Raw genomic sequence first — 25922 nt, forward strand, 5'->3', positions numbered from 1 at the left:
ATTCAGCAAGCAGAGAGAACCAGTACGAAACAACGCCACGGGTGCCAGCACCCGGCAAGCATAGGGACGGAGAGAAGTATGATCAGTGCCGCTGTCGAGCCACACGTAAACACCTTCACCACCGATAAGCGCGAACCGCTCACCCCGGATTTCGCCACGACAGCCAAGGCACCCGGCGCCCAGCGCCAGCACAACCCCAACAAGCGCAAGATTCTGTTCGTGACCTCGGAAATCGCCGACCTGGTCAAGACAGGCGGCCTGGGTGACGTGTCTGCAGCGCTGCCGCGCGCCCTGGCGCACCTGCACGATGTTCGGGTATTGATCCCGGGCTACCCGCAGGTGGTCGAAAGCGACAACCCGATCCATATCGTCGGCGAACTGGGCGGCCACGCAGCCTTGCCGCCATGCAAGATCGGCCGCATGGACATGCCCGACGGCCTGGTCATCTATGTGCTCATCTGCCCCGAACTGTACCAGCGCGACGGCACCCCCTATGGCGCCAACAACGGTCGCGACTGGCCAGACAACCACATCCGTTTCGCTCGCCTGGGCCTGGCCGCAGCGGAAATCGCAGCCGGCGAAGGCATGATCCACTGGAAGCCCGAAGTGGTGCATGCGCATGACTGGCCTGCCGGCCTGGCGCCAGCCTACATGCACTGGCGCGGCCTCAACACGCCAACCCTGTTCACCATCCACAACCTGGCCTACCAAGGCGTGTACAGCCGTGGGTGCAGCCCCGAACTGGCCATCCCGGAACATGCCATGCAGCAGGAAGGGATGGAGTTCTACGGCAAGCTGTCGTTCCTCAAGGCTGGCCTTGCCTACTCCAGCCACATCACCACGGTCAGCGCCACCTATGCGCGGGAAATCACCACCCCGGAATTCGGCTGCGGCCTGGATGGCTTCCTCGCCAGCAAAGCCCAGCAAGGCCTGCTTGGCGGCATCCCCAACGGTATCGACGAAAGCTGGGATTCGGCCACCGACAAGCACTTGCAGCACAACTTCAGCATCAATGACTGGGAAGGCAAGGCACGCAACACCCAGGAAGTGCGCCAACTGTTCGGCCTGGACGACTCCGAAGGCCCACTGTTCGCAGTGGTTTCGCGCCTGGTTTACCAGAAAGGCCTGGACCTGACCTTGGGCGTGGCCGACTACATCGTCGAACAGGGCGGGCAGATTGCGATCATCGGCCGTGGCGAGCCGGAGGAAGAACAGGCCATGCGTGAGCTTGCGCTGCGCCACCCAGGCCGTATCGGGGTACGCATCGGCTTCAACGAAACCGACGCCCGGCGCATGTTCGCCGGCAGTGATTTCCTGCTGATGCCCTCGCGCTACGAGCCCTGCGGGCTCAGCCAGATGTATGCCCAGCGCTTTGGCTCGCTGCCAGTGGCGCGCAATACCGGCGGCCTGGCTGACACCATCGAGTGCGGGGTCACGGGCTTCCTGTTCAACGAGTCGACCGTCGACAGCTACCGCGAAGCGCTTGGCCGCGCCTTCTATGTATATGGCAAGAAGGACCTGCTCAACGCCATGCGCTGCCTGTCGATGACCCAGCCGTTCAACTGGTGCCAGGCGGTGGAACCCTACGCCCGGCTGTACGAAGACCTGGTCAAGCAAGCACAACTGAGCCACTACTGAGCGAGGGCAGTAAGATGCACAGGCATGGCGCACACTTGCTGGACGCCACGTCGGCGCGCTTCGCCCTCTGGGCACCCGATGCGCGCAGCGTGAGCGTGGAACTGGAGCAGCAGCCGGCTATCGCCCTGCAGCGCGATGAAGACGGTTGGTTCAGCGGCGTGGCGCCCTGCCAGGCCGGCGACCGTTACCACTTTCGAATTGATGATGAACTGCAGGTGGCCGACCCGGCGTCGCGCTACCAGCCTACTGGCGTGCACGGCCCCAGCAAGGTGGTGGATGTGGCCAGCTACCCCTGGCAGCACCCGTGGCTAGGCCGCCCCTGGCACGAGGCGGTCATTCAGGAACTGCATGTGGGGCTGCTCGATGGCTACCAAGGCGTAGCCCGGCAACTGCCGAAGCTGGCCGCGCTGGGTATCAGCGCAATAGAGCTGATGCCCCTGGGGCAGTTCCCCGGCGAGCGCAACTGGGGCTACGACGGCGTATTGCCCTATGCCCCGCAGCACACCTACGGCAGCCCAGAGCAACTGTGCGCGTTGGTCGACCAGGCCCATGGTGAAAAGCTGATGGTGCTGGTGGACGTGGTGTACAACCACTTCGGCCCCGACGGCAATTACCTGCACCAGTATGCCAGCCCGTTCTTCCGGGAAGATCGGCAGACGCCTTGGGGCGCGGCCATCGACTTCCGCCGCCCGCAGGTGCGCGAATACTTTATCCAGAACGCACTGATGTGGCTGTGCGACTACCGCTGCGACGGCCTGCGCCTGGATGCCGTACATGCCATCGACCAACCCGATTTTCTGGTGGAACTGGCCGACCGCGTGCGTGCCGCAGTGGAGCCCGGCCGCCACGTGTGGCTGGTGCTGGAGAACGAGCACAACCAGGCCACCCTGTTGCAACAGGGCTTCGACGCGCAGTGGAACGATGACGGCCACAACGCCCTGCATGTGCTGCTCACCGGCGAGACCGAAGGGTATTATGCCGACTACAAGGACCGCCCCATCGACCAGTTGGCACGCTGCCTGGCCGAAGGCTTCGTGTTCCAGGGCCAGGCCAACCGCCACGGTACGCCGCGCGGCGAACCCAGCGCGCATCTGCCACCCAGTGCCTTCGTACTGTTCTTGCAGAACCACGATCAGGTAGGCAACCGCGCCCTGGGCGAGCGCCTGACCCGCCTGTGCCCACCGCAGGCGCTGCGCGCTGCCACCACCTTGCTGCTGATGGCACCGATGATCCCCTTGCTGTTCATGGGGGACGAAGAAGGCAGCTGCCAGCCCTTCCTGTTCTTTACCGACTTCCACGACGAACTGGCCGATGCAGTGCGCGAAGGCCGCCGTGGCGAGTTCGCCCATTTCAAGGCCTTCGCTGACCCCGAGCAGCGCGAGCACATTCCTGACCCCAATGCCAAACAGACCTTCGAGGCATCACGCCCCCACAGCAAGCAGGTGCTGGCCGGCTGGCACGGTCTGTATCAGCAGTTGCTCGCCCTGCGCCGCCACCATGTGATCCCGTACCTGCCTGGCAGCTGCGCGCTGGGCGCCGAGGTGCACGGTGACAAGGCAGTGACCGCACGCTGGCGACTGGGCAATGGCAACACCTTGCGCATCGACCTGAACCTGGCCGACAGCCCGCAGCTGGTCGAGCTGCCGCCACCGCCTTTGCGGTTGTTCGACAGCGGCGATGCTCGCCACCCCGACAGCCAACTGGCGGCGTACAGCTGCGTGGTCAGCCTGCTTCCCCCTACCCAGGAGCGCCCATGAGCGAAACCGCCCTGCACCGCTTGGCGAACCGCGTCGGGCTTAGCCGTGACTGGATCGACGCCAATGACCGCCCTCAGCGCGTGAGCGACCACGTGCTGCGCAACCTGCTCGAAAACCTGGGCCACCCGGCCGGCGACGATGCGGCAATCGCCGCAAGCCTACAGACCCTGGAAGCCGCCGACGACAGTGAACACCTGCCGCCCTTGCTGACGGCCGACCATGGCCAGCCGCTGGACCTGTCGCGCTATTTCAGCGCGGCCAGCGTCGCCCGCTGCACCCTCGAGGACAGCGCCACGCTTGTGCTGGAACTTGACCGGCAGGCGCGCCTGCCCGGTGAACTGCCTGTCGGTTACCACCAGGTCGAGATCGACAGCCGCCGCTTCACGGTGGCCGTAGCGCCGCCCCGTTGCCATAGCCTTGACGACAGCCTTGAGCACAGCGCGCAGCAACCACCCGCGCGCTGCTGGGGGCTGGCGGTTCAGCTGTACAGCCTGCGCCGCCCTGGCGACGGTGGTTATGGCGACTGCCTGGCCCTTGAACAACTGGCCCGCTCGGCCGCAGAGCGCGGCGCCGATGCCCTGGCCATCAGCCCTATCCATGCCCTGTCGGCCATCGACCAAGAACATTACAGCCCCTACTCGCCCTCCAGCCGCCTGCTGCTCAATACCTTGTACGCCAGCCCCGCCGCCCTGCTGGGCGAACGGGAAGTGCGCATGGCCATCGAAGCCTGCGGCCTGGAACAACTGCTGGAAGAGCTGCAGCAGCGCCCGCTGGTCGACTGGCCCCGGGCCGCCAGCGCCCAGCTGCGTGTGCTGGAGGCGCTGTACCAAGGGTTCAGCCAAGGCAGCCACCCGCTGCGCGAGGACTTCGACAGCTTCCGCAAAGCCGCCGGTGAAGCGCTGGAGCATCATTGCCGCTTCGAAGTGCTGCAAGCCCATGCCGTGGAGCATGGCCTGGGCGCCGACTGGCGGCATTGGCCCGCGCCCTGGCAAGACCCCTGTCACCCGCAAGTCCAGGCCATCGCCGAGGCCTACCCGGCCAAGGTGGAGTTCCACGCGTTCTGCCAATGGCTCACCGAGCGTGGCCTGCAACGCGCCCACGAGGCCGCCCGCGGCAACGGCATGAGGGTGGGCCTGATCGCCGACCTGGCAGTTGGCGCCGACGGTGCCGGCAGCCAGGCCTGGAGCCGCCAGGACGAATTGCTGTCGGGCCTGAATGTGGGCGCACCGCCCGACATTCTCAACCGGGCCGGACAGAACTGGGGTATTTGCGCCTTTTCGCCCGAAGGCCTCAAGCGCAACGGCTACCGCGCGTTCATCGAAATGTTGCGGGCCAACCTGGCGCATGCCGGCGGCCTGCGCATCGACCACGTCATGGGCCTGCGTCGGCTGTGGCTGATACCGCAAGGCGCCGAGCCCAGCGAAGGCGCCTACCTCAACTACCCGCTGGAGGACCTGCTGCGGCTACTGGCGCTGGAATCGCTACGCCACCAGGCCATCATCCTTGGTGAAGACCTGGGCACGGTGCCCGCCGGCCTGCGCGAAGCCCTGGCCGAGAAAGCCGTGCTGGGCATGCGCGTGCTGCCTTTCGAGCAGCGCCAGCCTGGGCAGTTCACGCCCATACTCGACTGGCCCGACAACGCCCTGGCCACTACCGGTACACACGACCTGGCGCCCCTGGCCGGCTGGCTGAAAAACCGCGATATCGACTGGAGCCACCGCTTGCAACTCATTGACGCTGCCACCGAACTGCACTGGCGCCACGACCGCCAGAAACAACACGACGGCCTGCGCCGCACCTTGCAAGCCAACTATGGCGTGCTCAAGGACGATGACGCCGTGATCGATGCCGCCATCCGTTATGTGGGCCATACCCGGGCGCCCTTGGTGCTAATACCGCTGGAAGACCTGTTGGGCTGCGACGAGCAACCCAACCTGCCAGGCACCACCACCGGCCACCCCAACTGGCGCCGGCGCTTCGCCCGCCCGGTGCATGAACTGCTGAATGACGACGATGCCGCGCGGCGCCTGGAGCTGCTTGCCCAAGCCCGCGAACAAGCCTGGGAGCGTGACCGATGAAGCCCTTGAGCGCCACCTTGCGCCTGCAGTTCCACAGTGACTTCACCCTCGACCACGCCGTGCCGCTGGTGCCCTACTTCGCTCAACTGGGCATCAGCCACCTATATGCCTCACCCATCCTCAAGGCCCGTGCCGGTTCACGCCACGGCTACGACGTGGTCGACCCGACCCAGGTCAACCCCGAGCTGGGCGGCGAGGCGGCGTTGCAGCGCCTGGTCGCGGCCTTGCGCCAGCATGGCATGGGGCTGATCCTCGACACCGTGTCCAACCATATGGCGGTAGGCGGTGCGGACAACCCGTGGTGGCAATGCCTGCTGGCCTGGGGCCGGCGTAGCCCGTACGCAGAATTCTTCGACATCCAGTGGCATTCCAGCGATCCGCTGCTGGCCGGGCAATTGCTGTTGCCGTTCCTGGGCAACGACTATGGCGTGTGCTTGAAAAACGGCGAACTCCCGCTGGAGTTCGACAAGGACCGGGGGGTGCTGCAAGTCGCCCACTACCAGCACCGTTTCCCGATTTGCCCGATCGACTACGGCTGGATCCTGGCGCTGAGCCCGGACCCCGCCTTGCAGGCCCTGGCGCAGCACTTCACCGCGCTGGGCGAGGCTGCCACGCCACTGGCTGACGCCCTGCCGTTGCACGCCGAACTGGCGCGCCTGGTACAGCAAGGTGCCGACCTAGAGTCGGCGCTGGTGGCGTTCGACAGCCGTGCCGAAAGCGGCTTTAAACGCCTGCACCTGCTGCTGGAGCGCCAGACTTACCGGCTGGCCAGCTGGCGCACCGCCGCCGACGACATCAACTGGCGGCGCTTCTTCGACATCAACGAATTGGGTGGCCTGCGGGTTGAGCGCGCGGTGGTGTTCGAGGCGACCCACGCCAAGCTCTTCGAGCTGATCGAACGCGGGTTGGTAGACGGCCTGCGCATTGACCATATCGACGGCCTGGCCGACCCGCGCGGCTATTGCCGCAAACTGCGCCGGCGCGTCGACGGCCTGCTGGCCAGTCGGCCGCTGAACGCGGCGGTCGAACACTTCCCGATCTACGTGGAAAAGATTCTCGGCAGCGGCGAACACCTGCACCTCGACTGGCACACCGACGGCACCACTGGCTACGAGTTCATGAACCAGGTGTCGCTGCTGCAGCACGACCCGGCCGGTGAGGCACCGCTGACCGAGTTGTGGGCCAACATCAGCGAGCGCCCGGCCTTTGCTGAAGAAGTGCGCCAGGCGCGCCACCTGGTGCTCAACGCCAGCCTGGCAGGCGACTGCGAGTCGGTAGCCCAGGCGCTGTTGCAGGTCGCCCGCAACGACCTGATGACCCGCGACCTGACCTTGGGCGCGATCCGCCGTGCCTTGCAGGCGCTGGTGGCGCACTATCCGGTGTACCGCACCTACTTCAATGCTTGCGGGCGCCCGGCTGAAGACGAAGTGTTTTTCCAGCAAGCCCTGACCAATGCCCGCCAGGACCTGGCCGAAGCCGACTGGCCGTTGCTCGACCACCTGGAACAATGGCTGGGTGGCCAAGGCTGGCGGCAATTGCCGCCGGGGCGCGCGCGCAAGCAGTTGCGCCATGCCTGCGTGCGCTTCCAGCAACTGACCGCGCCCAGTGCCGCCAAGGCGGTGGAAGACACGGCCTTCTACCGCAGCGCGCGGCTGCTGTCGCGCAACGATGTGGGCTTCGAGGCCGAGCGTTTCAGTGCCCCGATGGCGCACTTCCACAACGAAGCGCAACGGCGCCTGCGCGACTTCCCCGACAACCTGCTGGCCACCGCCACCCATGACCACAAGCGTGGCGAAGACACACGCGCCCGCCTGGCCGTGCTCAGCGAGCGTGGGCCGTGGCTGGCCAGCCGCGTGGAGCACTGGCGCGAGCTGGCGGCGCCGCTGCGTGCGCCGCTGGAGGACGGCCTGGCGCCCAGCCCTTGCGACGAGCTGATGCTGTTGCAGACGCTGCTCGGCAGTTGGCCGCTGGACCTTGACCTGCACGACGCCAACGCCCTGCGCCAATACGCCGACCGCGTGCGCCAGTGGCAGCAAAAGGCCCTGCGCGAGGCCAAGCTGCGCAGCAGCTGGAACGCACCGAACGAAGCCTACGAGGCGGCCTGTGCCCGCTACCTGGACGGTTTGCTGCTGGGCAGTGAAAACCAGCAGTTGCGTCAATCGGTGGCCGATGCCGCACAACTGCTCGCCTGCCCCGGCGCCCTCAATGGCCTGGTGCAGGCCCTGCTGCGCATGACCACCCCGGGCGTGCCCGACCTGTACCAGGGCAACGAATACTGGGACCTGAGCCTGGTCGACCCGGACAACCGCCGCGCCGTGGACTACGCTTTGCGGCGTGCCACCCTGGAAAGTGCCACACCCGTGGCCGAGCTGCTGTCGCACTGGCGCGACGGCCGCCTCAAGCAGGCCTTGGTCGCCCGTGTGCTGGACTGCCGCCAGGCGCACGCCGAGCTGTTCCGCCGCGGTGCCTACCTGCCGCTGACGGTACAGGGCCGGCATGCCGACAAGGTCGTCGCCTTCGCCCGGCTGGGTGAAGGCGAACGCGCCATCGTCGTGGCCCCACGCCTGGCCAACAGCCTGCTCGGCAGCGCGCCAACACCGTTGATCCCGGCACAGAACTGGGACGACACCCGGCTGGTTTTACCGTTTGCCGTATCACCTGCCAATTCGACGGGACTTTTCCCATGCGCGGCGGTCAGCTCATCAAGGGAGCTGATGTTGAGCGCCGTGCTGGCGGAGTTTCCGGTCAACCTGTTGATCCAACAATCTTGAGCATCAGGAGCGTTTCGATGAGTGTCGATGAAAAGCGTATTCGCGAATTTGCCTACCAGATCTGGGAGTCAGAAGGTAAACCCGCCGGCCAGGAAGACCGTCACTGGGAAATGGCCCGCAAGCTGGCCGAGGCCGAGGCCCTGGCGCCAAAAGCCGCACCGCGCAAGCGGGCCCCTGCCAAAGCCAAGCCAGCAGCCCAGCCCAAGCCGCCGGCCGAGCCCAAGGTAGCGGCCCTGCCGGGGGTAAAACCCGCTGCGGCGAAGAAACCACGGGCGGTGAAAAAGCCTACTGCCGGTTAAACCGGTTGCGGCCACTTCGCGGCCTGCCCGCTCCCCCACGATTGCCACACGGCTGGCGGTCATGGCTGACTTAGGGGGAGCGGGCGCCACCAAGAGGGCACCAGGGCAGCACAGCATCACCCCATACCTTCCACCACGGCCATTTGAGGATTGCCATGAGCCCCCGTATCCCGAAGAAAACCCGCTCGGTTGCCCCAACCCGCATCCGCGAAGGCCAACCTTTTCCCCTGGGCGCCACCTGGGATGGGCTGGGCGTCAACTTTGCCCTGTTTTCGGCCAATGCCACCAAGGTCGAGCTGTGCCTGTTCGACTCCACCGGCGAGCATGAGCTCGAACGCATCGAGCTGCCTGAATACACTGACGAGATCTACCATGGCTACCTGCCCGATGCGCACCCGGGCCTGGTGTATGGCTACCGCGTCTATGGCCCGTACGAGCCGCAAAACGGTCACCGTTTCAACCCCAACAAACTGCTGATCGACCCTTATGCCAAGCAGCTGGTCGGCGAACTGAAGTGGTCCGAGGCGCTATTTGGCTACACCATCGGCCACCCCGACGACGACCTGTCGTTCGATGAACGTGACAGCGCCCCCTTCGTGCCCAAGTGCAAGGTGATCGACCCGGCCTTCACCTGGGGCCGTGACGAGCGCGTACAAGTACCTTGGGAGCGCACCATCCTCTACGAGGCGCACACCCGCGGCATCAGCATGCGCCACCCCGCCGTGCCGGAGGAGCTGCGCGGTACCTTCGCCGGCTTGGCCAACGACGAATTGCTCAAGCACATCAAGGACCTGGGTGTTTCCAGTATCGAGTTGCTGCCGATTCACGCGTTCGTCAACGACCAGCACCTGCTGGACAAGGGGCTGAACAACTACTGGGGCTACAACAGCATTGCCTTTTTCGCCCCCCACCCGCGCTACCTGGCCAGCGGCAAGATCGCCGAGTTCAAGGAGATGGTCGCGCACCTGCACGACGCCGGGCTGGAGGTGATTCTCGATGTGGTCTACAACCACACCGCCGAGGGCAACGAGCGCGGCCCGACCCTGTCTATGCGCGGTATCGACAACGCCTCGTACTACCGCCTGATGCCGGATGACAAGCGCTACTACATCAACGACTCCGGCACCGGCAACACCCTGGACCTGAGCCACCCCTGCGTGCTGCAACTGGTCACCGACTCGCTGCGCTACTGGGCCGGCGAAATGCACGTGGACGGCTTCCGCTTCGACTTGGCGACCATTCTTGGCCGGTACCATGACGGCTATAGCGAGCGCCACGGCTTCCTCGTGGCCTGCCGCCAAGACCCGATGCTGAGCCAGGTCAAACTGATTGCCGAGCCGTGGGACTGCGGGCCAGGCGGCTACCAGGTGGGCAACTTCGCCCCCGGCTGGGCCGAATGGAACGACCGCTTCCGCGACACCGTGCGCGCCTTCTGGAAAGGCGATGAAGGCCAGCTGGCCGACTTTGCCGCGCGCATGACGGCCTCAGGCGACATGTTCAACAACCGTGGCCGCCGGCCGTACTCCTCGGTGAACTTCATCACCGCCCATGACGGTTTTACCTTGCGCGACCTGGTGTCGTACAACCACAAGCACAACGAGGACAACGACGAGAACAACCAGGACGGTACCGACAACAACCTGTCGTGGAACTGCGGCGCCGAAGGGCCGACCGAAGACCCGGCCGTGAACGCCCTGCGCATGCGCCAGATGCGCAACTTCTTCGCCACTTTGCTGCTGGCCCAGGGCACGCCGATGATCGTGGCGGGCGACGAGTTTAGCCGCACCCAGCACGGCAACAACAATGCCTACTGCCAGGACAGTGAGATCGGCTGGATCAACTGGGACCTCGACGAGGAAGGCAAAGAGCTGCTGGCCTTCGTCAAGCGCCTGACTCGCCTGCGCCTCACCTACCCGGTACTGCGCCGGTCGCGGTTCCTGGTTGGCGATTACAACGAAGCGATCGGGGTCAAGGACGTGACCTGGCTGGCGCCGGATGGCGGCGAGATGACCGTGGAGCAGTGGGAAGACCCGCACGGCCGCTGCCTGGGCATGCTGATCGATGGCCGCGCGCAGGTCAGCGGTATTGCCCGGCCCGGCGCCGAGGCAACCGTGCTGCTGATCGTCAACTCGCACCATGATGTGGTGCCGTTCAAGCTGCCGACAGTGCCGGATGGCGATCACTGGAACTGCCTGATCGACACTGACCGGCCCGAACTGCGCAAGGGCCAGCACCTACAGTTCGACAGCACCTTCGAGGTGAAGGGGCGCTCCATGGTGTTGATGGTGTTGCAACGCGAAGACGAGTGAACCGGGTAGGCGCGGTGGGCAGTGCCCGCCGCGGCCTCTTGAGTGCATGTGAGATCGAGCGCCGCCCACGCGGCGCATCGTGATGCTTTGCTCGCTCCGTTTGTTTCGGGCCAGTTATGCCTGTGGAATTTGCGCGCGAACGCCCTGGCGCCCACCACGATATCGCGTCGTAAAAACAAGGCGGTCGCGCGCGTCTGGCACAGGCAATACTGGCCCGAAACAAACGAGCGGGTTCACCCGCGAAGGGGCCGGGCCTGCTGGCCAATATCTCCTGGGTATTCACCGTTGCCGCCACCACCGTATTCGTGGCTAAAGCCACTCCTACATTGGGCGGTGGTGCCCCGCCCGATGTAGGAGCGGGTTCACCCGCGAAGGGGCCGAGCCTGCTGGCCAATATCTCCTGGGTATTCACCGTTGCCGCCACCACCGTATTCGTGGCTAAAGCCACTCCTACATGGGGCGGTGTACCCCGCCCGATGTAGGAGCGGGTTCACCCGCGAAGGGGCCGGGCCTGCTGGCCAATGTCTTCTGGGTATTTACCGTTGCAGCCACCACCGTATTCGTGGCTAAAGCCACTCCTACATGAGGCGGTGTACCCCGCCCGATGTAGGAGCGGGTTCACCCGCGAAGGGGCCGGGCCTGCTGGCCAATGTCTTCTGGGTATTTACCGTTGCAGCCACCACCGTATTCGTGGCTAAAGCCACTCCTACATGGGGCGGTGTACCCCGCCCGATGTAGGAGCGGGTTCACCCGCGAAGGGGCCGGGCCTGCTGGCCAATGTCTTCTGGGTATTCACCGTTGCCGCCACCACTGTATTCGTGGCTAAAGCCACTCCTACATTGGGCGGTGTACCCCGCCCGACGAGCGGCTTTAGCCGCGAAGCGCCGCGCGGGCGGCGCTCGATCTCACAACCGCCGCATATGCTGCGGCAAACACGCCGCCACTGCCCGAGCGTGGCGCTAGCAATCATTCTTCATAGCGCCCTCGCGGGAAATAGCGAACGCCGCTATAGCCTCACAGTTTTTCTTTTGAATCAGCGCTTTGGTCACCCCCACAAAAGGTGAACGGGCCTTTCACGTTTTCTTGACGCAGGCCCTCCCCTCTCCTTAGCTGAAGATTACCGAGCAGTAAAAATCTCGCGCCGAGCCTCTAGCGCGCGCCTTTGGGCGCGTGTGCCGAAGCGGGCGTGCTGGTTTGGGTCGCCCTCTGTTTTGCCGTACAGCCTGTGACAACAGACCAGGTCCTCAAGCTGTACTTCACAAGAGCAAAGGAGACCCGCCATGAAAACCACTTCGAGCCCCGTGCGCATCGACCGTCTTTTCTACGCGGTTTCCACGTCGCTGCTTCTGGCAACCCCGGTGGAAACGTTCGCGTATGAGTGGTCACAGCTTTATCCGCCCCTACCCCGCAACGGCACACAAGCGCCCGAACCGCTCGCAGCGCCCGACCAGCAGCTGATGACCGGCCCCGAGCTGTTCGTGCGTGCAACGCCAGCAGGCGAGGTGCAACGCGCCGGGAGGGTGGTCGGCCATAACAACCTGCAAGGCAGCTTCAATGGCATGCGCCCGCTGCTGGGCGACAAGCCGCGCAATGCTACGCAACTGAGCGGGGAAAGCCTGGGCATGTACTGGAGCATGGCCCACGCACAGGGCTGGCACCTGGATGCCGTGGCCGTGGGTTCGCGCATCGAGGTGGATGGCGGGGGTGACACCGGCCAACGGCCGGGCGACAGCGGCCACGCGATGACTTTCTCGGTGGAGGGCGGCTATCCGATCCCCCTGGCTGGCAGTTGGGTGATCGAACCCCAGGCGCAATTGATGAACCAGCAGTTCTTCCCCGGTAGCCAAGGGCAGCACGCAACCCGGCAGGCCTACGACAGCCAGCCCAGCTGGAGCGGCCGAGTCGGCGCCACATTGTCCGGGCGCTATGAAATGCGCGGCATGCCCCTGGAGCCTTATGTGCGGACCAACGTGTGGTATGACTTCAGCAACCCTGACGAAGTGAAGCTGGAACAGGTCGACAAGATCTCCAGTTCGCGCTTTTCGACAACGGTGGAACTGGGCCTGGGGCTGGTGGCGCGGGTAACGCCCTCGGTGGCCATGTTCGTCAGTGCCGACTACAGCAGCGATGTGGATGGCAATGACCTCAATGGGCTGATTGGCAGCCTTGGGGTGCGCATGCGATGGTAGCCTGCGCTGGCCCTGGCGCCGGCAAACCAGCGGCGGGGCCAGCACAGCAGATGCATCAGACGGGCTTCATCACCAGCACACCCAGCGGGGGCAGGTTCAGGGCCAGCGACTGCGGCTGGCCGTGGCTGGCGATGTCTTCGCTGTGCACCAGCCCAAGGTTGCCGACATTGGAGCCGGCGTACATCTCGGCATCGCTGTTCAACAGCTCCTGCCAGCGCTCGCCGAACGGCACGCCAATGCGGTAACCCTCACGCGGAACCGGAGTGAAGTTGGCGACCACCAGCACGGGTTCGCCACTGCTGCTCCAGCGCAGCCAGGCAAACACGCTGTTCTGCGCATCGTCACCGATCAGCCACTGGAAGCCCTGTGGCTGGCAGTCCTGCTCATGCAACGCCGGGACTTCGCGGTACAGCCGGTTGAGGTCACTCACCAGGCGTTGCACGCCTTGGTGCTCAGGGTACTGCAGCAGGTACCAGTCCAGCTGGCTATCGTGGTTCCACTCCCGCCACTGGCCAAATTCGCAGCCCATGAACAGCAGCTTCTTGCCGGGGTGGGTCCACATGAAGGCCAGGTAAGCGCGCAGGTTGGCGAACTTCTGCCAGCGGTCGCCGGGCATCTTGTCGATCAGCGAGTGCTTGCCGTGTACCACTTCGTCGTGGGAAATGGGCAGGATGAAATGCTCGGAGTAAGCATACACCAGACCAAAGCTCATCTCGTTGTGGTGGTGCGCACGGTGGACCGGGTCGTTCTGGATATAGTGCAGGGTGTCGTGCATCCAGCCCATGTTCCATTTGTAGGCAAAGCCCAGCCCGCCCTGCTCGATCGGCTGGCTGACCCCGGGCCAGGCGGTGGACTCCTCGGCGATGATCAACGCCCCCGGCGCCTCATGGGCCGCCACACCGTTGAGGTGGCGAATGAAGTCGATGGCCTCGAGGTTTTCGCGCCCGCCGTGGCGGTTGGGCACCCACTCGCCGGCCTTGCGCGAATAGTCCCGGTACAGCATCGAGGCCACCGCATCGACGCGCAGCCCGTCGATGTGGAAATGCTTCAACCAATGCAGCGCAGAGGCCATCATGAACCCGCGCACCTCATTGCGGCCCAGGTTGTAGATCAGCGTGTTCCAGTCCTGGTGGTAGCCTTCCAGCGGGTTGTCGTACTCGTACAGGGCCGTGCCGTCGAAGCGCGCCAGGCCATGTTCGTCTGTCGGGAAGTGCGCCGGTACCCAGTCCAGCAATACCCCGATGCCGCCCTGGTGGCAGGCATCGATGAAGGCGGCGAAGTCCTCGGCACTGCCGTAGCGCGAGGTGGGGGCGAACATCGACAGTGGCTGGTAGCCCCAGGAACCGCCGAACGGGTGTTCCATGATCGGCAGCAGTTCAATATGAGTGAAGCCCAGCGCCTGCACATACGGCACCAGGCGCTCGGCCAGTTCCCGCCAGTTGTAGTAGCGCCCGACCTCGCCGGCCTCGTCCATTTCGCAGCGCCAGGAGCCGGGGTGCAGCTCATAGATCGACAATGGCGCGTTGTACGCATGGCGCTGCGCCCGTTGCGCCATCCAGTCGTGGTCTTGCCAAGCATGGCCCAGCTCACCCGCTACCTTGGACGCCGTGCTGGGCGGCAATTCGGTGGCGCGGGCCAGGGGGTCGGCCTTCAACGGCAGGATGCCATCCTTGCCGAGCACTTCGAACTTGTAGGTTTCCCCCACGCCCAGCCGTGGGATGAACAGCTCCCACACCCCGGCACCATGACGCAAACGCATCAGGTGGCGGCGCCCATCCCAGTTGTTGAAGTCCCCCACCACCGATACCCGCCGGGCGTTGGGGGCCCACACCGAAAAGCACACCCCGTCGACCCCCTCGACCTGCACCGGCTGCGCGCCGAAACGCCCGGACAGGTCGCGGTGGTTGCCCTCAGCAAACAGGTGCAGATCCATTTCGCCCAATTGCGGACCGAAGCTGTACGGGTCCTCGGTCACCTGCTCGCCACCGGCCCAGCCGATCTGCAGCAGGTAAGGCTGTGCTGTATCGAGGTGCGCGGTGAACAAGCCCGGCAGGCTGCCTTGCGCCATTTCGGTGAGGATGCGCCCGTCTTCGCGGGCAAGAATGCGCACATTCAGGGCGCTGGGCAGGAAGGCGTTGACCACCTGCCCGCCAGCGCCGTCGTCATGGGGGCCGAGTACCGCAAATGGATCGGCGTGTTCGGCGCGGGCCAGGGCGTCGAGGTCCCGTTGCCGAAGGCCACCGTTTTCACGCGTTGTTACGTTCATTCTGACTCTCCCCAGGTACTGATCAGTCCATGCAAGCCATGCAAAGGCACGGCCAGCCAACTCGGCCGGTTCTCGGCTTCATAAGTAATTTCGTAGGCCGCCTTTTCCAGGCAGAAAAGCTCCAGCGCAGCGCGCTCGCCTTCCGCCTGCTGCCAGGCGTGGGGCATGGCAGCGGTGGCCAGGCCGTACGCCTCGATAAAGGCATGCCGCGACTGGTGCAGGTACTGCCGGGCCACCCGTTGCCGGGCCTGCCGTGCCGCCTCGGAAAGGTCCACCGTAGACGCGCTGCGCAAGATCATCGCAGCAGCATAGTCGAACGACCGCAGTACGCCGCTGACATCTTTGTAGGGGCTGTGTTTGGCCCTGCGTTCTTCCAGGGGCCGGGCCGGCTCACCCTCGAAGTCGATCAGGTAGGCATCACCCTGCACCACCAGCACCTGGCCCAGGTGCAAGTCACCGTGCACACGCATCAGCAAGCCGCCCTCGGCCTGCTCGGCCAGCTGGCGAACATGCTCGACCAGGCCATGACGCTGTTGTTGCAGATCATCGACCAGCGCCTGGCTGTCGCGGTCCAGGTGATCGCGGTGCTGCGCCAGCAGGTCAAGGGCATGGGTCAACTCGGCACTGATCTGGGTCACCCAGCGTTCGCGGTCCTGGGCATCGCTGGGCCACGGCTGGAAGGCCGGGTCATCGGTGGGTGCTGCCAGCAACACGTGCATCTCGCCCAGGCGCTGGCCGAACAAGGCGGCGAAGGCTGTGAGTTCGGCCAGGGCGTCGGTATGTACTTCGGCATCCGACCGGGTGGGCTCCATCTGGTCACGGATGGCGCGCTCCAGGGTATTCTGGGTCCAGGCCCAGGCATCGCCCTGGTTGCTCAGGTAGCCTTGGGCGATCATCAGCAGGTGCGGGGCTGCCTGCGCATCCACGCGGCTGACCCAGGCCAGCAGTGGCGAGATATTGGTAAAGCCGGCGGCGGTCAGGTAGGCGCTCATTTCCAGCTCCGGGTGAATGCCCGGATTGACCCGGCGGATCAACTTGAGCACCACGCGGTCGCCGATGACTACCGAGCTGTTGGACTGTTCGGCGCTGAGGTAGCGCACCTCGCTTTCTTCATTCAGCCCCAGGCCGGCCAGTTGCTCGGTGCAGTCGAAACGCAGCTCGCCATCAGCGTCGCCGCACGCCAGCCGCGTGCGTTCCTGGCACGCACGCAATACGGCGCGGATGAACGGCTCGAGCACGAACGCATCGGTAATCAGACCCACCTGATGGGCCCGGCGCACCCGGGACAACGCCAGTTGCTGCGGCAGCGCACTGTTGATCTGCTCCTCGGGCAGCAGCCCGAACGGCAATTGATAACGGGTGGCCACGCCGTCGCTGAGCACTTCGAGCTCGCTGAGCAATACCGGTGTAGGGGCGGTGCCGAAACGCACGCCATAACACAGCCGTACCTGGTCTATGGGCCCTTCCTTGCCCGCGAACCAGCGCCGTTTCGGCAGGTACTGGGGCAGGATGTTGGTTTGCAGAGTGTCGCTGGCAGGCGCCGCCAGCAGTTCTTCCATGCGTTTGCGCAATACCAGCGTAATCAATTCGGGTAACCCCTCGGTGGGCTGGGCGTGCCAGCTGGGCATACGGTCGTGCGATGCCAGCAGGAACCAGTAAAAGCCATAAGGTGGCAAAGTCAGCAGGAACGGCAGCTGACCGATCGGCGGAAAGGCACTGCCGCCGAGCATCTCCACCGGTACTTTGTCGGCGTACTGTGACAATTCCAGTTCTGCCGCCTGGGCGGCGCGGGAAACGTTGGCCACGCACAGGATGACCTCGGTGTTGCCATCGGCATCGGTGTATTCGCGAATGTAGGCCAGGATGCGCCGGTTGCTGGGGCTCAGCGTGCGCAGCGTGCCACGGCCGAAGGCTTTCTGCTGCTTGCGCACCGCCAGCATGCGCCGGGTCCAGTTGAGCAGCGAGTGCGGGTCATGGCTTTGTGCCTCGACGTTGACCGTCTGGTAGCCGTACAACGGGTCCATCACCGGGGGCAGCACCAGGCGCTGTGGGTCGGCGCGGGAAAAACCGCCATTGCGGTCCGGCGACCATTGCATGGGGGTGCGCACGCCATCGCGGTCGCCCAGGTAGATGTTGTCGCCCATGCCCAGTTCGTCACCGTAGTACAGCGTGGGCGTGCCGGGCATTGACAGCAGCAGGCTGGTGAGCAGTTCGATGCGCCGGCGGTCACGCTGCAGCAAGGGCGCCAGGCGCCTACGAATGCCCAGGTTGATGCGCGCGCGGCGGTCTTCTGCGTAGTAGTTCCACAGGTAGTCGCGCTCGCGGTCGGTGACCATTTCCAGGGTCAGCTCATCGTGGTTGCGCAGAAAGATCGCCCATTGACAGTTGGCCGGGATCTCCGGAGTCTGACGCAGGATGTCGGTGATCGGGAAACGGTCCTCCATGGCCAGGGCCATGTACATGCGCGGCATCAGCGGGAAATGAAAGGCCATGTGGCATTCGTCGCCGTCGCCTTCGCCAAAGTACGGGCGGGTGTCTTCCGGCCACTGGTTGGCTTCGGCAAGCAGCATGCGGTCTGGGTAGTTGGCATCGATCTCGGCGCGAATGGCCTTGAGCACCCCGTGGGTTTCGGTGAGGTTCTCGTTGTTGGTGCCGTCGCGCTCGATCAGGTAAGGAATGGCGTCCAGGCGCAGCCCGTCCACGCCCAGGTCGAGCCAGAAGCGCATCACCCCGATCACCGCCTTGAGCACCTGCGGGTTGTCGAAGTTGAGGTCTGGCTGGTGCGAGTAGAAGCGGTGCCAGAAATACTGGCCTGCCACCGGGTCCCAGGTCCAGTTGGACTTTTCGGTGTCGAGGAAAATGATGCGGGTGCCATCGTACTTCTGGTCGTCATCGGACCATACGTAAAAGTCGCGCGCCTTGCTGCCGCGTTTGGCGTGGCGGGCGCGCTGGAACCAAGGGTGCTGGTCGCTGGTGTGGTTGATGACCAGTTCGGTGATGACCCGCAAACCACGCTTGTGCGCCTCGGCGATGAAGCGACGGGCATCGGCCATGCTGCCGTAGTCCGGGTGCACGGCCTTGTACTCGGCGATGTCATAGCCGTCGTCGCGCCGCGGCGAAGGATAGAACGGCAGCAACCACAGGGTGTTGACGCCCAGCTCGGCAATGTAGTCCAGCTTGCTGATCAGGCCGGCGAAATCACCGATGCCATCGTTGTTCGAGTCGAAGAACGACTTGATGTGCAACTGATAGATGACAGCGTCCTTGTACCACAGCGGGTCGTCGATGAAGGCTGCCGGGCGGGAACGCTTGGCCATGAGTGACTCCTTGCATGTCTGTGGACCGTGTTGGCTGGCGTTGCGGCTGCCGTGCAGCCTATTTGCCGCGATAGGCCGCAAGGCGGCCCGGTACATATGCCCTAACCGGCCTTTTCGATACGCCAGATGCCGAATGGTTGGTGCCAAGGTTCAATGCGCATGAACTGGGTCTTGCCGTACCACGACCAGCGGTGACCATTCATCAGGTCTTCACCATGGGTTTGGGCGTTGTCATCGAGCCCCAGCTCCCACAGCGGCAGCTCGAAGTGCGCCTCCTGAGCGTTGTGCGGGTCTAGGCTGATTGCCACGAGGATGTAGTTGTCGCGCTCGGGCGTACGCTTGGCGAAGTACAGGATGTTGTCGTTCCAGCAGTTGAAGAACGCGACGCCGAGGTGGGTTTGCAAGGCCGGGTTCTGCCGGCGGATGCGATTGAGCTGGGCGATCTCGGCAATGATGTTGCCGGGCTGGCTGAAGTCGCGCGGGCGCAGCTGGTATTTCTCCGAGTCCAGGTATTCCTCCTTGCCTGGCAAAGCGGCGCTTTCGCACAGTTCGAAACCGGAATACATGCCCCACAACCCTGAGCCCATGGTCGCCAATGCTGCACGAATGAGGAAACCGGCACGCCCGGAGGTGTGCAGGAAGAACGGGTTGATGTCGGGGGTATTGACGAAGAAATTGGGGCGGTAGCACTGGCTCCATGGCGGCTGGTTGAGTTGCTCGAAAAATTCGCGCAGCTCTTGCTTGGTGTTGCGCCAGGTGAAGTAGGTGTAGCTTTGCGCATAGCCGACCTTGCCCAGGCGCGCCATCATGGCGGGCTTGGTGAACGCCTCAGCGAGGAAGATGACCTCCGGGTACTGGCTGCGCACATTGGCGATCAGCCATTGCCAGAACGGCAGCGGCTTGGTGTGCGGGTTGTCGACGCGGAACGTCTTCACGCCCTCCTCGACCCAGCCCACCACCACATCGCGCAGCGCCAACCAAAGGCTGGGTACTGCGTCGGGGGCATAGAAGTCGACGTTGACGATGTCCTGGTATTTTTTTGGCGGGTTCTCGGCATAGCGGATGGTGCCGTCCGGGCGCCAACTGAACCAGCCCGGGTGCTGTTTCAGCCAGGGGTGGTCCTGGGAGCACTGGATGGCGAAGTCGAGGGCGATTTCCAGGCCGTGCTCGGCAGCGGCCGCCACCAGGCGGCGGAAGTCTTCGCGGCTGCCCAACTGCGGGTGAATCGCTTCGTGGCCACCCTCTGCACTGCCGATGGCATACGGGCTACCCGGGTCACCCGGTTCGGCCGTGAGCGCATTGTTGCGCCCCTTGCGGTGCTGCAGGCCAATAGGGTGAATGGGCGGGAAGTACAGCACGTCGAAGCCCATGTCACGGATCATCGGCAACCGCTGGTGCACATCGTTGAAGGTGCCATGGCGCTGCGGGTCGTCAGTGATCGAGCGCGGGAACAGTTCGTACCAACTGGCGAACTGCGCTGCCGGGCGGTCCACATCGAGCGGGAATTCGCAACTGCGGGCCAGGTAGCTGCGGTGCTCGGCCTCGGCCATCAGCCGGGCGGTGCGCGGGTCCAGCAGCAGCGCCACCTGATCGTCACTGCCCACCTGCGCCAGGCGCTGCAGCACGGCCTCAAGCTCGTTGCGCACGGCGCCATCGCACAGGGCAATGCCCTGGCCGAGCATCAGCCGCCCCTCTTCCAGCTCCAGCCTGACCTCGACGCCGGCATGGTACTTTTTTTCCAGGTCGTGGCAGTACGTGGCGAACGGGTCGATCCAGGCCTGGATACCGAACACGTGCGGCCCCAGCTCGGTGGGGGTGAACTCGGCCAACCACAGGTCATTACCCGCCGACTGCATCGGCACCGAGTGCCAGCGCTGGCTGTGCGCCGGGCGCCAGTTGAGCACCACGGCCAGGCGGTCGTGGCCATCGCTGTAGACCTTACTGCTGACGGCAACCGGTTGACCACTGATCGCCTTGGCGGCGAAGGTGCCGGCGTCGAGCACCGGCTGGGTGTCCTCGATCACGATGCGTGGGGCCAGCAGCGCCTGGGCCAGGCTGATGGCCTGGTCAGGATGATCGTTGGCCATTGGCACGCTTTCAAAAAGCTCGTTTCGTGACATCGACCTTGCTCCCTCAGGCTGGTGGCGGTAAGGGTTCAGAGCCGGGCGCGGGCGTGAGGGTTCAAAAAAACTGAGCGAATCGCAGCTGGCCGAAGTCCAAGCCTGCAGTACCTCTTCAAACCACCCACGCGAGGTCAGGCCATGAACATTCCAACGCCACCGGAAACCCCCGATCCGAACATCGACGACCCGAGCTTGCCGCCGCCCGTGCCGGAACAAGAACCGGACGAGCTGCCGATCAAGCCAACCGAACCGCCGACGGTGGGCGACCCGCCGAACCAGGAACCACCGGTGAAAGCCTAAGGGTAGACCAGCTTACCGACCTTGCCGCCTGCAAGGTCGGTACGGGCGCGCAGCCGCGGGTGCGGGCGAACCGGACAGCCCGGTCAGTCAACTCGCGCCATCGGCGCAGAGTTCGGCGATGCTGATCTCGCGCATGCGAAACTTCTGCACCTTACCGGTTACTGTCATCGGGTATTCGTCTACAAAACGGATATGCCGCGGCACCTTGTAGTGGGCTATGCGGGCCTTGCACCAGCATTGCAGCTCTTCGGCGGTGGCCGTGTGGCCAGGGTGCAACTTGACCCATGCGACAATCTGCTCGCCATAACGGCTGCACGGGATACCGATCACCTGGGCGTCCGCCACTGCCGGGTGGGTATAGAAGAATTCTTCCAGCTCGCGCGGGTAGATGTTCTCGCCACCGCGAATGATCATGTCCTTGTTGCGCCCCACGATCCGCACGTAGCCGTGCTCGTCCATCACCGCCAGGTCACCCGAGTGCATCCAGCCGGCTGGGTCGATGGCTGCCGCGGTACCTTCGGGGTTGTCCCAATAGCCGAGCATCACGCTGTAGCCGCGGGTACATAGTTCGCCGATCTCGCCGCGCGAAACGATACAGCCGTCAGCGTCTACCAGCTTGTTTTCCAGCTGTGGCTGCGTACGGCCAACGGTGGTAACACGCAGCTCCAGCTCATCCTCCGGCCCGGTTTGCAGCGAAACCGGGCTGGTTTCGGTCATGCCATAGGCGATTTGCACCTCGGCCATGTGCAACTGGTCGATCACCCGGCGCATCACCTCGATCGGGCAAGTCGCCCCCGCCATGATGCCGCTGCGCAGGCTGGAAAGGTCCACCTGGGCGCGTAGCGGGTGGTCGAGCATGGCGATGAACATGGTAGGCACGCCATAGAGAATGCTGGCACGCTCCTCGGCCACCGCACGCAGGGTGAGTTCGGCATCGAAGGCATCATTGGGGTAGATCATGGTGCTGCCGTGGGTGATGCAACCCAGGTTGGCCATGACCATGCCAAAGCAGTGGTACAGGGGCACCGGGATCACCATGCGGTCGCGCTCGCCCAGGCCCAAGCTTTCGCCGACCATGAAGCCGTTGTTGAGGATGTTGTAGTGGCTCAGCGTGGCGCCCTTGGGTGCACCGGTAGTGCCGGAGGTGTACTGGATATTCACCGGTTGGTCGAACTGCAGCCCGCTTTGGCGGGCCAGGTAGGCTTCGCTCGAGGTTTGCCCGGCCAGCCCGGCCAGGGCTTGCCATGCCAGGAAACCGGCCGGGGGGCGGGCTGCCAGGCTGATGACCCCGCGCAGCTCGGGTAGGCGCTGGCTGGCCAGTGCGCCCGCGGGGGCGCTCGCCAGCTCTGGCACCAGCGCCTGAACCATGGCGTGATAATCGGAGCTCTTGAAAGCATCGGCGCAGACCAGCCAGCCGCACCCGGCCTGGCGCAACACGTATTCCAACTCACCCACCCGGTAGGCCGGGTTGATGTTGACCAGAATCGCCCCGACCTTGGCGCTGGCCAGTTGCAACACGCACCATTCGGCGCAGTTGGGTGACCAAATGCCCAACCGGTCGCCGCGGTTCAGGCCCAGCGCCATCAAGGCGCGGGCACACGCGTCGACCTGTTCGGCCAGTTGCCGCCAGCTGTAGCGCACGCCCTGGTGGCGCGAAACCAGGGCTTCGCCACCGGCGCAACGCGCCACGGTGGCGTCAAAGGCCTGGCCGATAGTCTGGGTCAGCAACGGTTGGTCCTGGCGGCCGCGGGTATAGCTTGGTTGACTCATGGGTGTCCCTTCTTGTGGTTGTTCTGGGCACGGCTGAAGCAAGCGGAGATACTCTGGCGTAGATTTACGTTTACGTAAAGGTGACGATTGGATTGACAGCCACTGCACTCAGGTTTACGTTAACGTAAAGGTAATGAACAATACCGATCTCAGGCATGAAGCCGAACCCCGTGGGAGCGGGCGCGCCCGCGAATGCGATCATTCAGGAAATGACGGCGGCCCTGCTGATGCATTCGCGGTCGCGCCCGCTCCCACAGGGTCCGACAGCTCCATGAGCTACGGTCTAACCCATTTCAAGAACAACAAGGTGCCCCAGCATGCATTACCCCACCCTGAACTTCGCCCTGGGCGAAACCATCGACATGCTCCGTGACCAGGTGCGCACCTTCGTCGCCGCCGAGCTGGCCCCGCGTGCCGCGCAAATCGACCACGACAACCTGTTCCCTGCCGATATGTGGCGCAAGTTCGGCGACATGGGCCTGTTGGGCATCACCGTTTCGGAAGAATATGGCGGCGCCGGCCTCGGCTATTTGGCCCACGTGGTGTCCATGGAGGAAATCAGCCGGGCCTCGGCGTCGGTGGCACTGTCGTACGGTGCCCACTCCAACCTGTGCGTCAACCAGATCAACCGCAACGGCAGCCACGCACAGAAACTCAAGTACCTACCCAAGCTGATCAGCGGCGAGCACATCGGCGCACTGGCCATGAGCGAGCCCAATGCCGGCTCCGACGTGGTGTCGATGAAGCTGCGCGCAGAAAAGCGCGGCGACCGCTACGTACTCAACGGCAGCAAGACCTGGATCACCAACGGCCCGGACGCCAATACCTATGTGATCTATGCCAAGACCGACCTGGACAAGGGTGCCCACGGCATCACCGCGTTCATCGTCGAGCGCGACTGGCCAGGCTTCAGCCGCAGCAACAAGTTCGACAAGCTGGGCATGCGCGGTTCCAACACCTGCGAGCTGTTCTTCGACAACGTCGAGGTACCGGAAGAAAACATTCTCGGCCAGCTGAACGGCGGCGTACGCGTGTTGATGAGCGGCCTGGACTACGAGCGCGTGGTGTTGTCGGGCGGGCCGACCGGCATCATGCAAAGCTGCATGGACCTGGTGGTGCCGTACATTCACGACCGCAAGCAGTTCGGCCAGAGCATCGGCGAGTTCCAGCTGATTCAGGGCAAGATCGCCGACATGTACACCCAGCTCAATGCCAGCCGCGCCTACCTGTATGCCGTGGCCCAGGCCTGTGACCGTGGCGAGACCACCCGCAAGGACGCTGCCGGGGTCATCCTGTACACCGCCGAGCGTGCTACGCAAATGGCCCTGGAAGCCATCCAGATCCTTGGCGGCAACGGCTATATCAATGAATTCCCGGCTGGCCGCCTGCTGCGCGATGCCAAGCTCTACGAGATCGGTGCCGGCACCAGCGAAATCCGTCGGATGCTGATCGGCCGCGAACTGTTCAACGAGACGCGCTGATCTGCGCCAGAGGTCATGATGATTCTCAAGTCACAGCTCAATACCAAGGCGGCGGATTATGCCCATAGCCATGCCGCCATGGCCGCCCAGGTCCAGGCCCTGCGCGGCCTGCTGGCCCAGGTCGCCCAGGGCGGCGGGCCCAAGGCTCAGGAACGACACACCTCCCGCGGCAAACTGTTGCCACGCGAGCGCATCGACCGCCTGCTGGACCCGGGCTCGCCGTTCCTCGAGATTGGCCAGCTGGCGGCCCACGAGGTGTACGGCGAGGACGTGCCGGCTGCCGGGGTGATCGCCGGCATCGGCCGCGTAGAAGGCGTGGAATGCATGATCGTGGCCAACGACGCCACGGTCAAAGGTGGCTCGTACTACCCGCTGACGGTGAAAAAGCACCTGCGTGCGCAGGTCATCGCCCAGCAAAACCGCTTGCCGTGCATCTACCTGGTGGACTCGGGGGGTGCCAACCTGCCCCGCCAGGACGAGGTGTTCCCTGACCGCGAGCACTTCGGTCGGATCTTCTTCAACCAGGCCAACATGAGCGCCCAGGGCATCCCGCAGATCGCCGTGGTGATGGGCTCGTGCACTGCCGGTGGTGCCTACGTGCCGGCGATGGCCGACGAAGCGATCATGGTGCGCCAGCAGGCGACCATTTTCCTCGCAGGGCCGCCGCTGGTCAAAGCCGCCACGGGCGAAGTGGTCAGTGCCGAGGACCTGGGCGGGGCCGATGTGCACTGCCGTACCAGCGGCGTGGCCGACCATTACGCCGACAACGACGAACACGCCCTGGCCATTGCCCGGCGCTGCGTGGCCAACCTCAACTGGCACAAGCTGGGCAAGCTGCAACGCCTGGCCCCGGTGGCACCGCTGTACGCCGCCGACGAGCTGTATGGCGTGGTGCCCGCCGATGCCAAGCAGCCGTTCGATGTGCGCGAAGTGATCGCCCGGCTGGTCGACGGCTCGCTGTTCGACGAATTCAAGGCGTTGTTCGGTACCACCCTGGTCTGCGGCTTTGCCCACCTGCATGGCTACCCGGTGGCGATCCTGGCCAACAACGGCATCCTGTTCGCCGAAGCGGCGCAAAAAGGCGCGCACTTCATCGAGCTGGCCTGCCAGCGGGGCATCCCACTGCTGTTCCTGCAGAACATCACCGGGTTCATGGTGGGCAAGAAGTATGAGGAAGGCGGTATCGCCAAGCATGGCGCCAAGCTGGTGACCGCGGTGGCCTGCGCCCAGGTGCCGAAATTCACGGTGATCATCGGCGGCAGCTTCGGTGCCGGCAACTATGGCATGTGCGGCCGTGCCTACGACCCACGCTTTTTGTGGATGTGGCCGAACGCGCGGATCGGTGTGATGGGCGCCGAGCAGGCCGCCGGTGTGCTGGCCCAGGTCAAGCGCGAGCAAAGCGAGCGCAGTGGCCAGCCGTTCAGTGCCGAAGACGAAGCCAGGCTCAAGCAGCCGATTCTCGACCAGTACGAACAGCAGGGCCACCCCTACTACTCCAGTGCCCGGCTGTGGGACGACGGCGTCATCGACCCGGCGCAAACCCGCGACATACTGGGCCTGGCACTGTCCGCTGCGCTGAACGCGCCGATCGAAGCGAGCCGCTTCGGCATTTTCCGGATGTGAC

14 protein-coding genes are annotated in these 25922 nt (G+C 64.6%); 10 read left to right on the plus strand and 4 right to left on the minus strand.

Features of this window, described 5'->3' with window-relative positions; genetic code table 11:
- The first annotated feature begins 78 nt into the window (after positions 1 to 78).
- From glgA to GEV39_RS15640, 7 genes are all read left to right on the plus strand, one after another.
- Complete coding sequence (gene glgA / locus GEV39_RS15610; RefSeq protein WP_173890238.1) at positions 79 to 1638, plus strand: glycogen synthase GlgA; 1560 nt, start codon at positions 79 to 81, stop codon at positions 1636 to 1638.
- Between the two features lie 14 nt (positions 1639 to 1652).
- Positions 1653 to 3395 (plus strand): malto-oligosyltrehalose trehalohydrolase, encoded by a 1743-nt coding sequence (gene treZ / locus GEV39_RS15615; RefSeq protein WP_173890240.1) that lies wholly within the window; start codon positions 1653 to 1655, stop codon positions 3393 to 3395.
- Positions 3392 to 5473: a 4-alpha-glucanotransferase gene (gene malQ / locus GEV39_RS15620; protein ID WP_173890242.1), complete on the plus strand. Its 2082-nt coding sequence runs from the start codon at positions 3392 to 3394 to the stop codon at positions 5471 to 5473. Before treZ ends, malQ begins: the two co-directional genes overlap by 4 nt.
- Complete coding sequence (locus GEV39_RS15625; RefSeq protein ID WP_173890244.1) at positions 5470 to 8244, plus strand: malto-oligosyltrehalose synthase; 2775 nt, start codon at positions 5470 to 5472, stop codon at positions 8242 to 8244. Before malQ ends, GEV39_RS15625 begins: the two co-directional genes overlap by 4 nt.
- Positions 8245 to 8261: 17 nt before the next feature.
- Entirely contained in the window at positions 8262 to 8543 is a 282-nt protein-coding gene (locus GEV39_RS15630; protein WP_173890246.1) for a DUF2934 domain-containing protein, read from the plus strand.
- 155 nt (positions 8544 to 8698) lie between these two features.
- Positions 8699 to 10852, plus strand: a complete 2154-nt coding sequence (gene glgX / locus GEV39_RS15635) for a glycogen debranching protein GlgX (RefSeq protein ID WP_173890248.1) — start codon at positions 8699 to 8701, stop codon at positions 10850 to 10852.
- 1280 nt (positions 10853 to 12132) lie between these two features.
- A complete protein-coding gene (locus GEV39_RS15640) occupies positions 12133 to 13041 on the plus strand; it encodes an autotransporter domain-containing protein (RefSeq protein ID WP_173890249.1) in 909 nt (302 codons plus the stop codon).
- A gap of 55 nt (positions 13042 to 13096) precedes the next feature.
- Here GEV39_RS15640 and glgB read toward each other — a convergent pair whose 3' ends face one another.
- The 3 genes from glgB to GEV39_RS15655 all read right to left on the minus strand — a co-directional run bounded on the left by glgB (position 13097) and on the right by GEV39_RS15655 (position 20744).
- On the minus strand, positions 13097 to 15307 hold the full coding sequence (gene glgB / locus GEV39_RS15645) for a 1,4-alpha-glucan branching protein GlgB (RefSeq protein WP_173890251.1): 2211 nt from the start codon (positions 15305 to 15307) through the stop codon (positions 13097 to 13099).
- Entirely contained in the window at positions 15304 to 18624 is a 3321-nt protein-coding gene (gene treS / locus GEV39_RS15650; protein ID WP_173890253.1) for a maltose alpha-D-glucosyltransferase, read from the minus strand. Before treS ends, glgB begins: the two co-directional genes overlap by 4 nt.
- Positions 18625 to 18725: 101 nt before the next feature.
- Positions 18726 to 20744 carry an alpha-1,4-glucan--maltose-1-phosphate maltosyltransferase gene (locus GEV39_RS15655; protein ID WP_173890255.1) on the minus strand — a complete coding sequence of 673 codons (2019 nt, stop codon included), beginning with the start codon at positions 20742 to 20744 and terminating at the stop codon, positions 18726 to 18728.
- A gap of 141 nt (positions 20745 to 20885) precedes the next feature.
- Between GEV39_RS15655 and GEV39_RS15660 the strand changes: the two genes are divergently transcribed.
- Positions 20886 to 21047, plus strand: coding sequence for a hypothetical protein (locus GEV39_RS15660; RefSeq protein WP_173890257.1), 162 nt, complete (start codon positions 20886 to 20888; stop codon positions 21045 to 21047).
- An 87-nt stretch (positions 21048 to 21134) separates the two neighbouring features.
- Here GEV39_RS15660 and GEV39_RS15665 read toward each other — a convergent pair whose 3' ends face one another.
- Positions 21135 to 22817, minus strand: a complete 1683-nt coding sequence (locus GEV39_RS15665; protein ID WP_173890258.1) for an AMP-binding protein — start codon at positions 22815 to 22817, stop codon at positions 21135 to 21137.
- A 317-nt stretch (positions 22818 to 23134) separates the two neighbouring features.
- Here GEV39_RS15665 and GEV39_RS15670 point away from each other — a divergent pair, with 317 nt between their 5' ends.
- Both GEV39_RS15670 and GEV39_RS15675 read left to right on the plus strand, forming a co-directional pair.
- On the plus strand, positions 23135 to 24298 hold the full coding sequence (locus tag GEV39_RS15670) for an isovaleryl-CoA dehydrogenase (protein ID WP_029886664.1): 1164 nt from the start codon (positions 23135 to 23137) through the stop codon (positions 24296 to 24298).
- A gap of 15 nt (positions 24299 to 24313) precedes the next feature.
- A complete protein-coding gene (locus tag GEV39_RS15675) occupies positions 24314 to 25921 on the plus strand; it encodes a carboxyl transferase domain-containing protein (protein ID WP_173890261.1) in 1608 nt (535 codons plus the stop codon).
- Position 25922: the final 1 nt, after the last annotated feature.

The sequence above is a fragment of the Pseudomonas sp. NY5710 genome, assembly GCF_013305665.1.
Classification (GTDB): domain Bacteria; phylum Pseudomonadota; class Gammaproteobacteria; order Pseudomonadales; family Pseudomonadaceae; genus Aquipseudomonas; species Aquipseudomonas juntendi.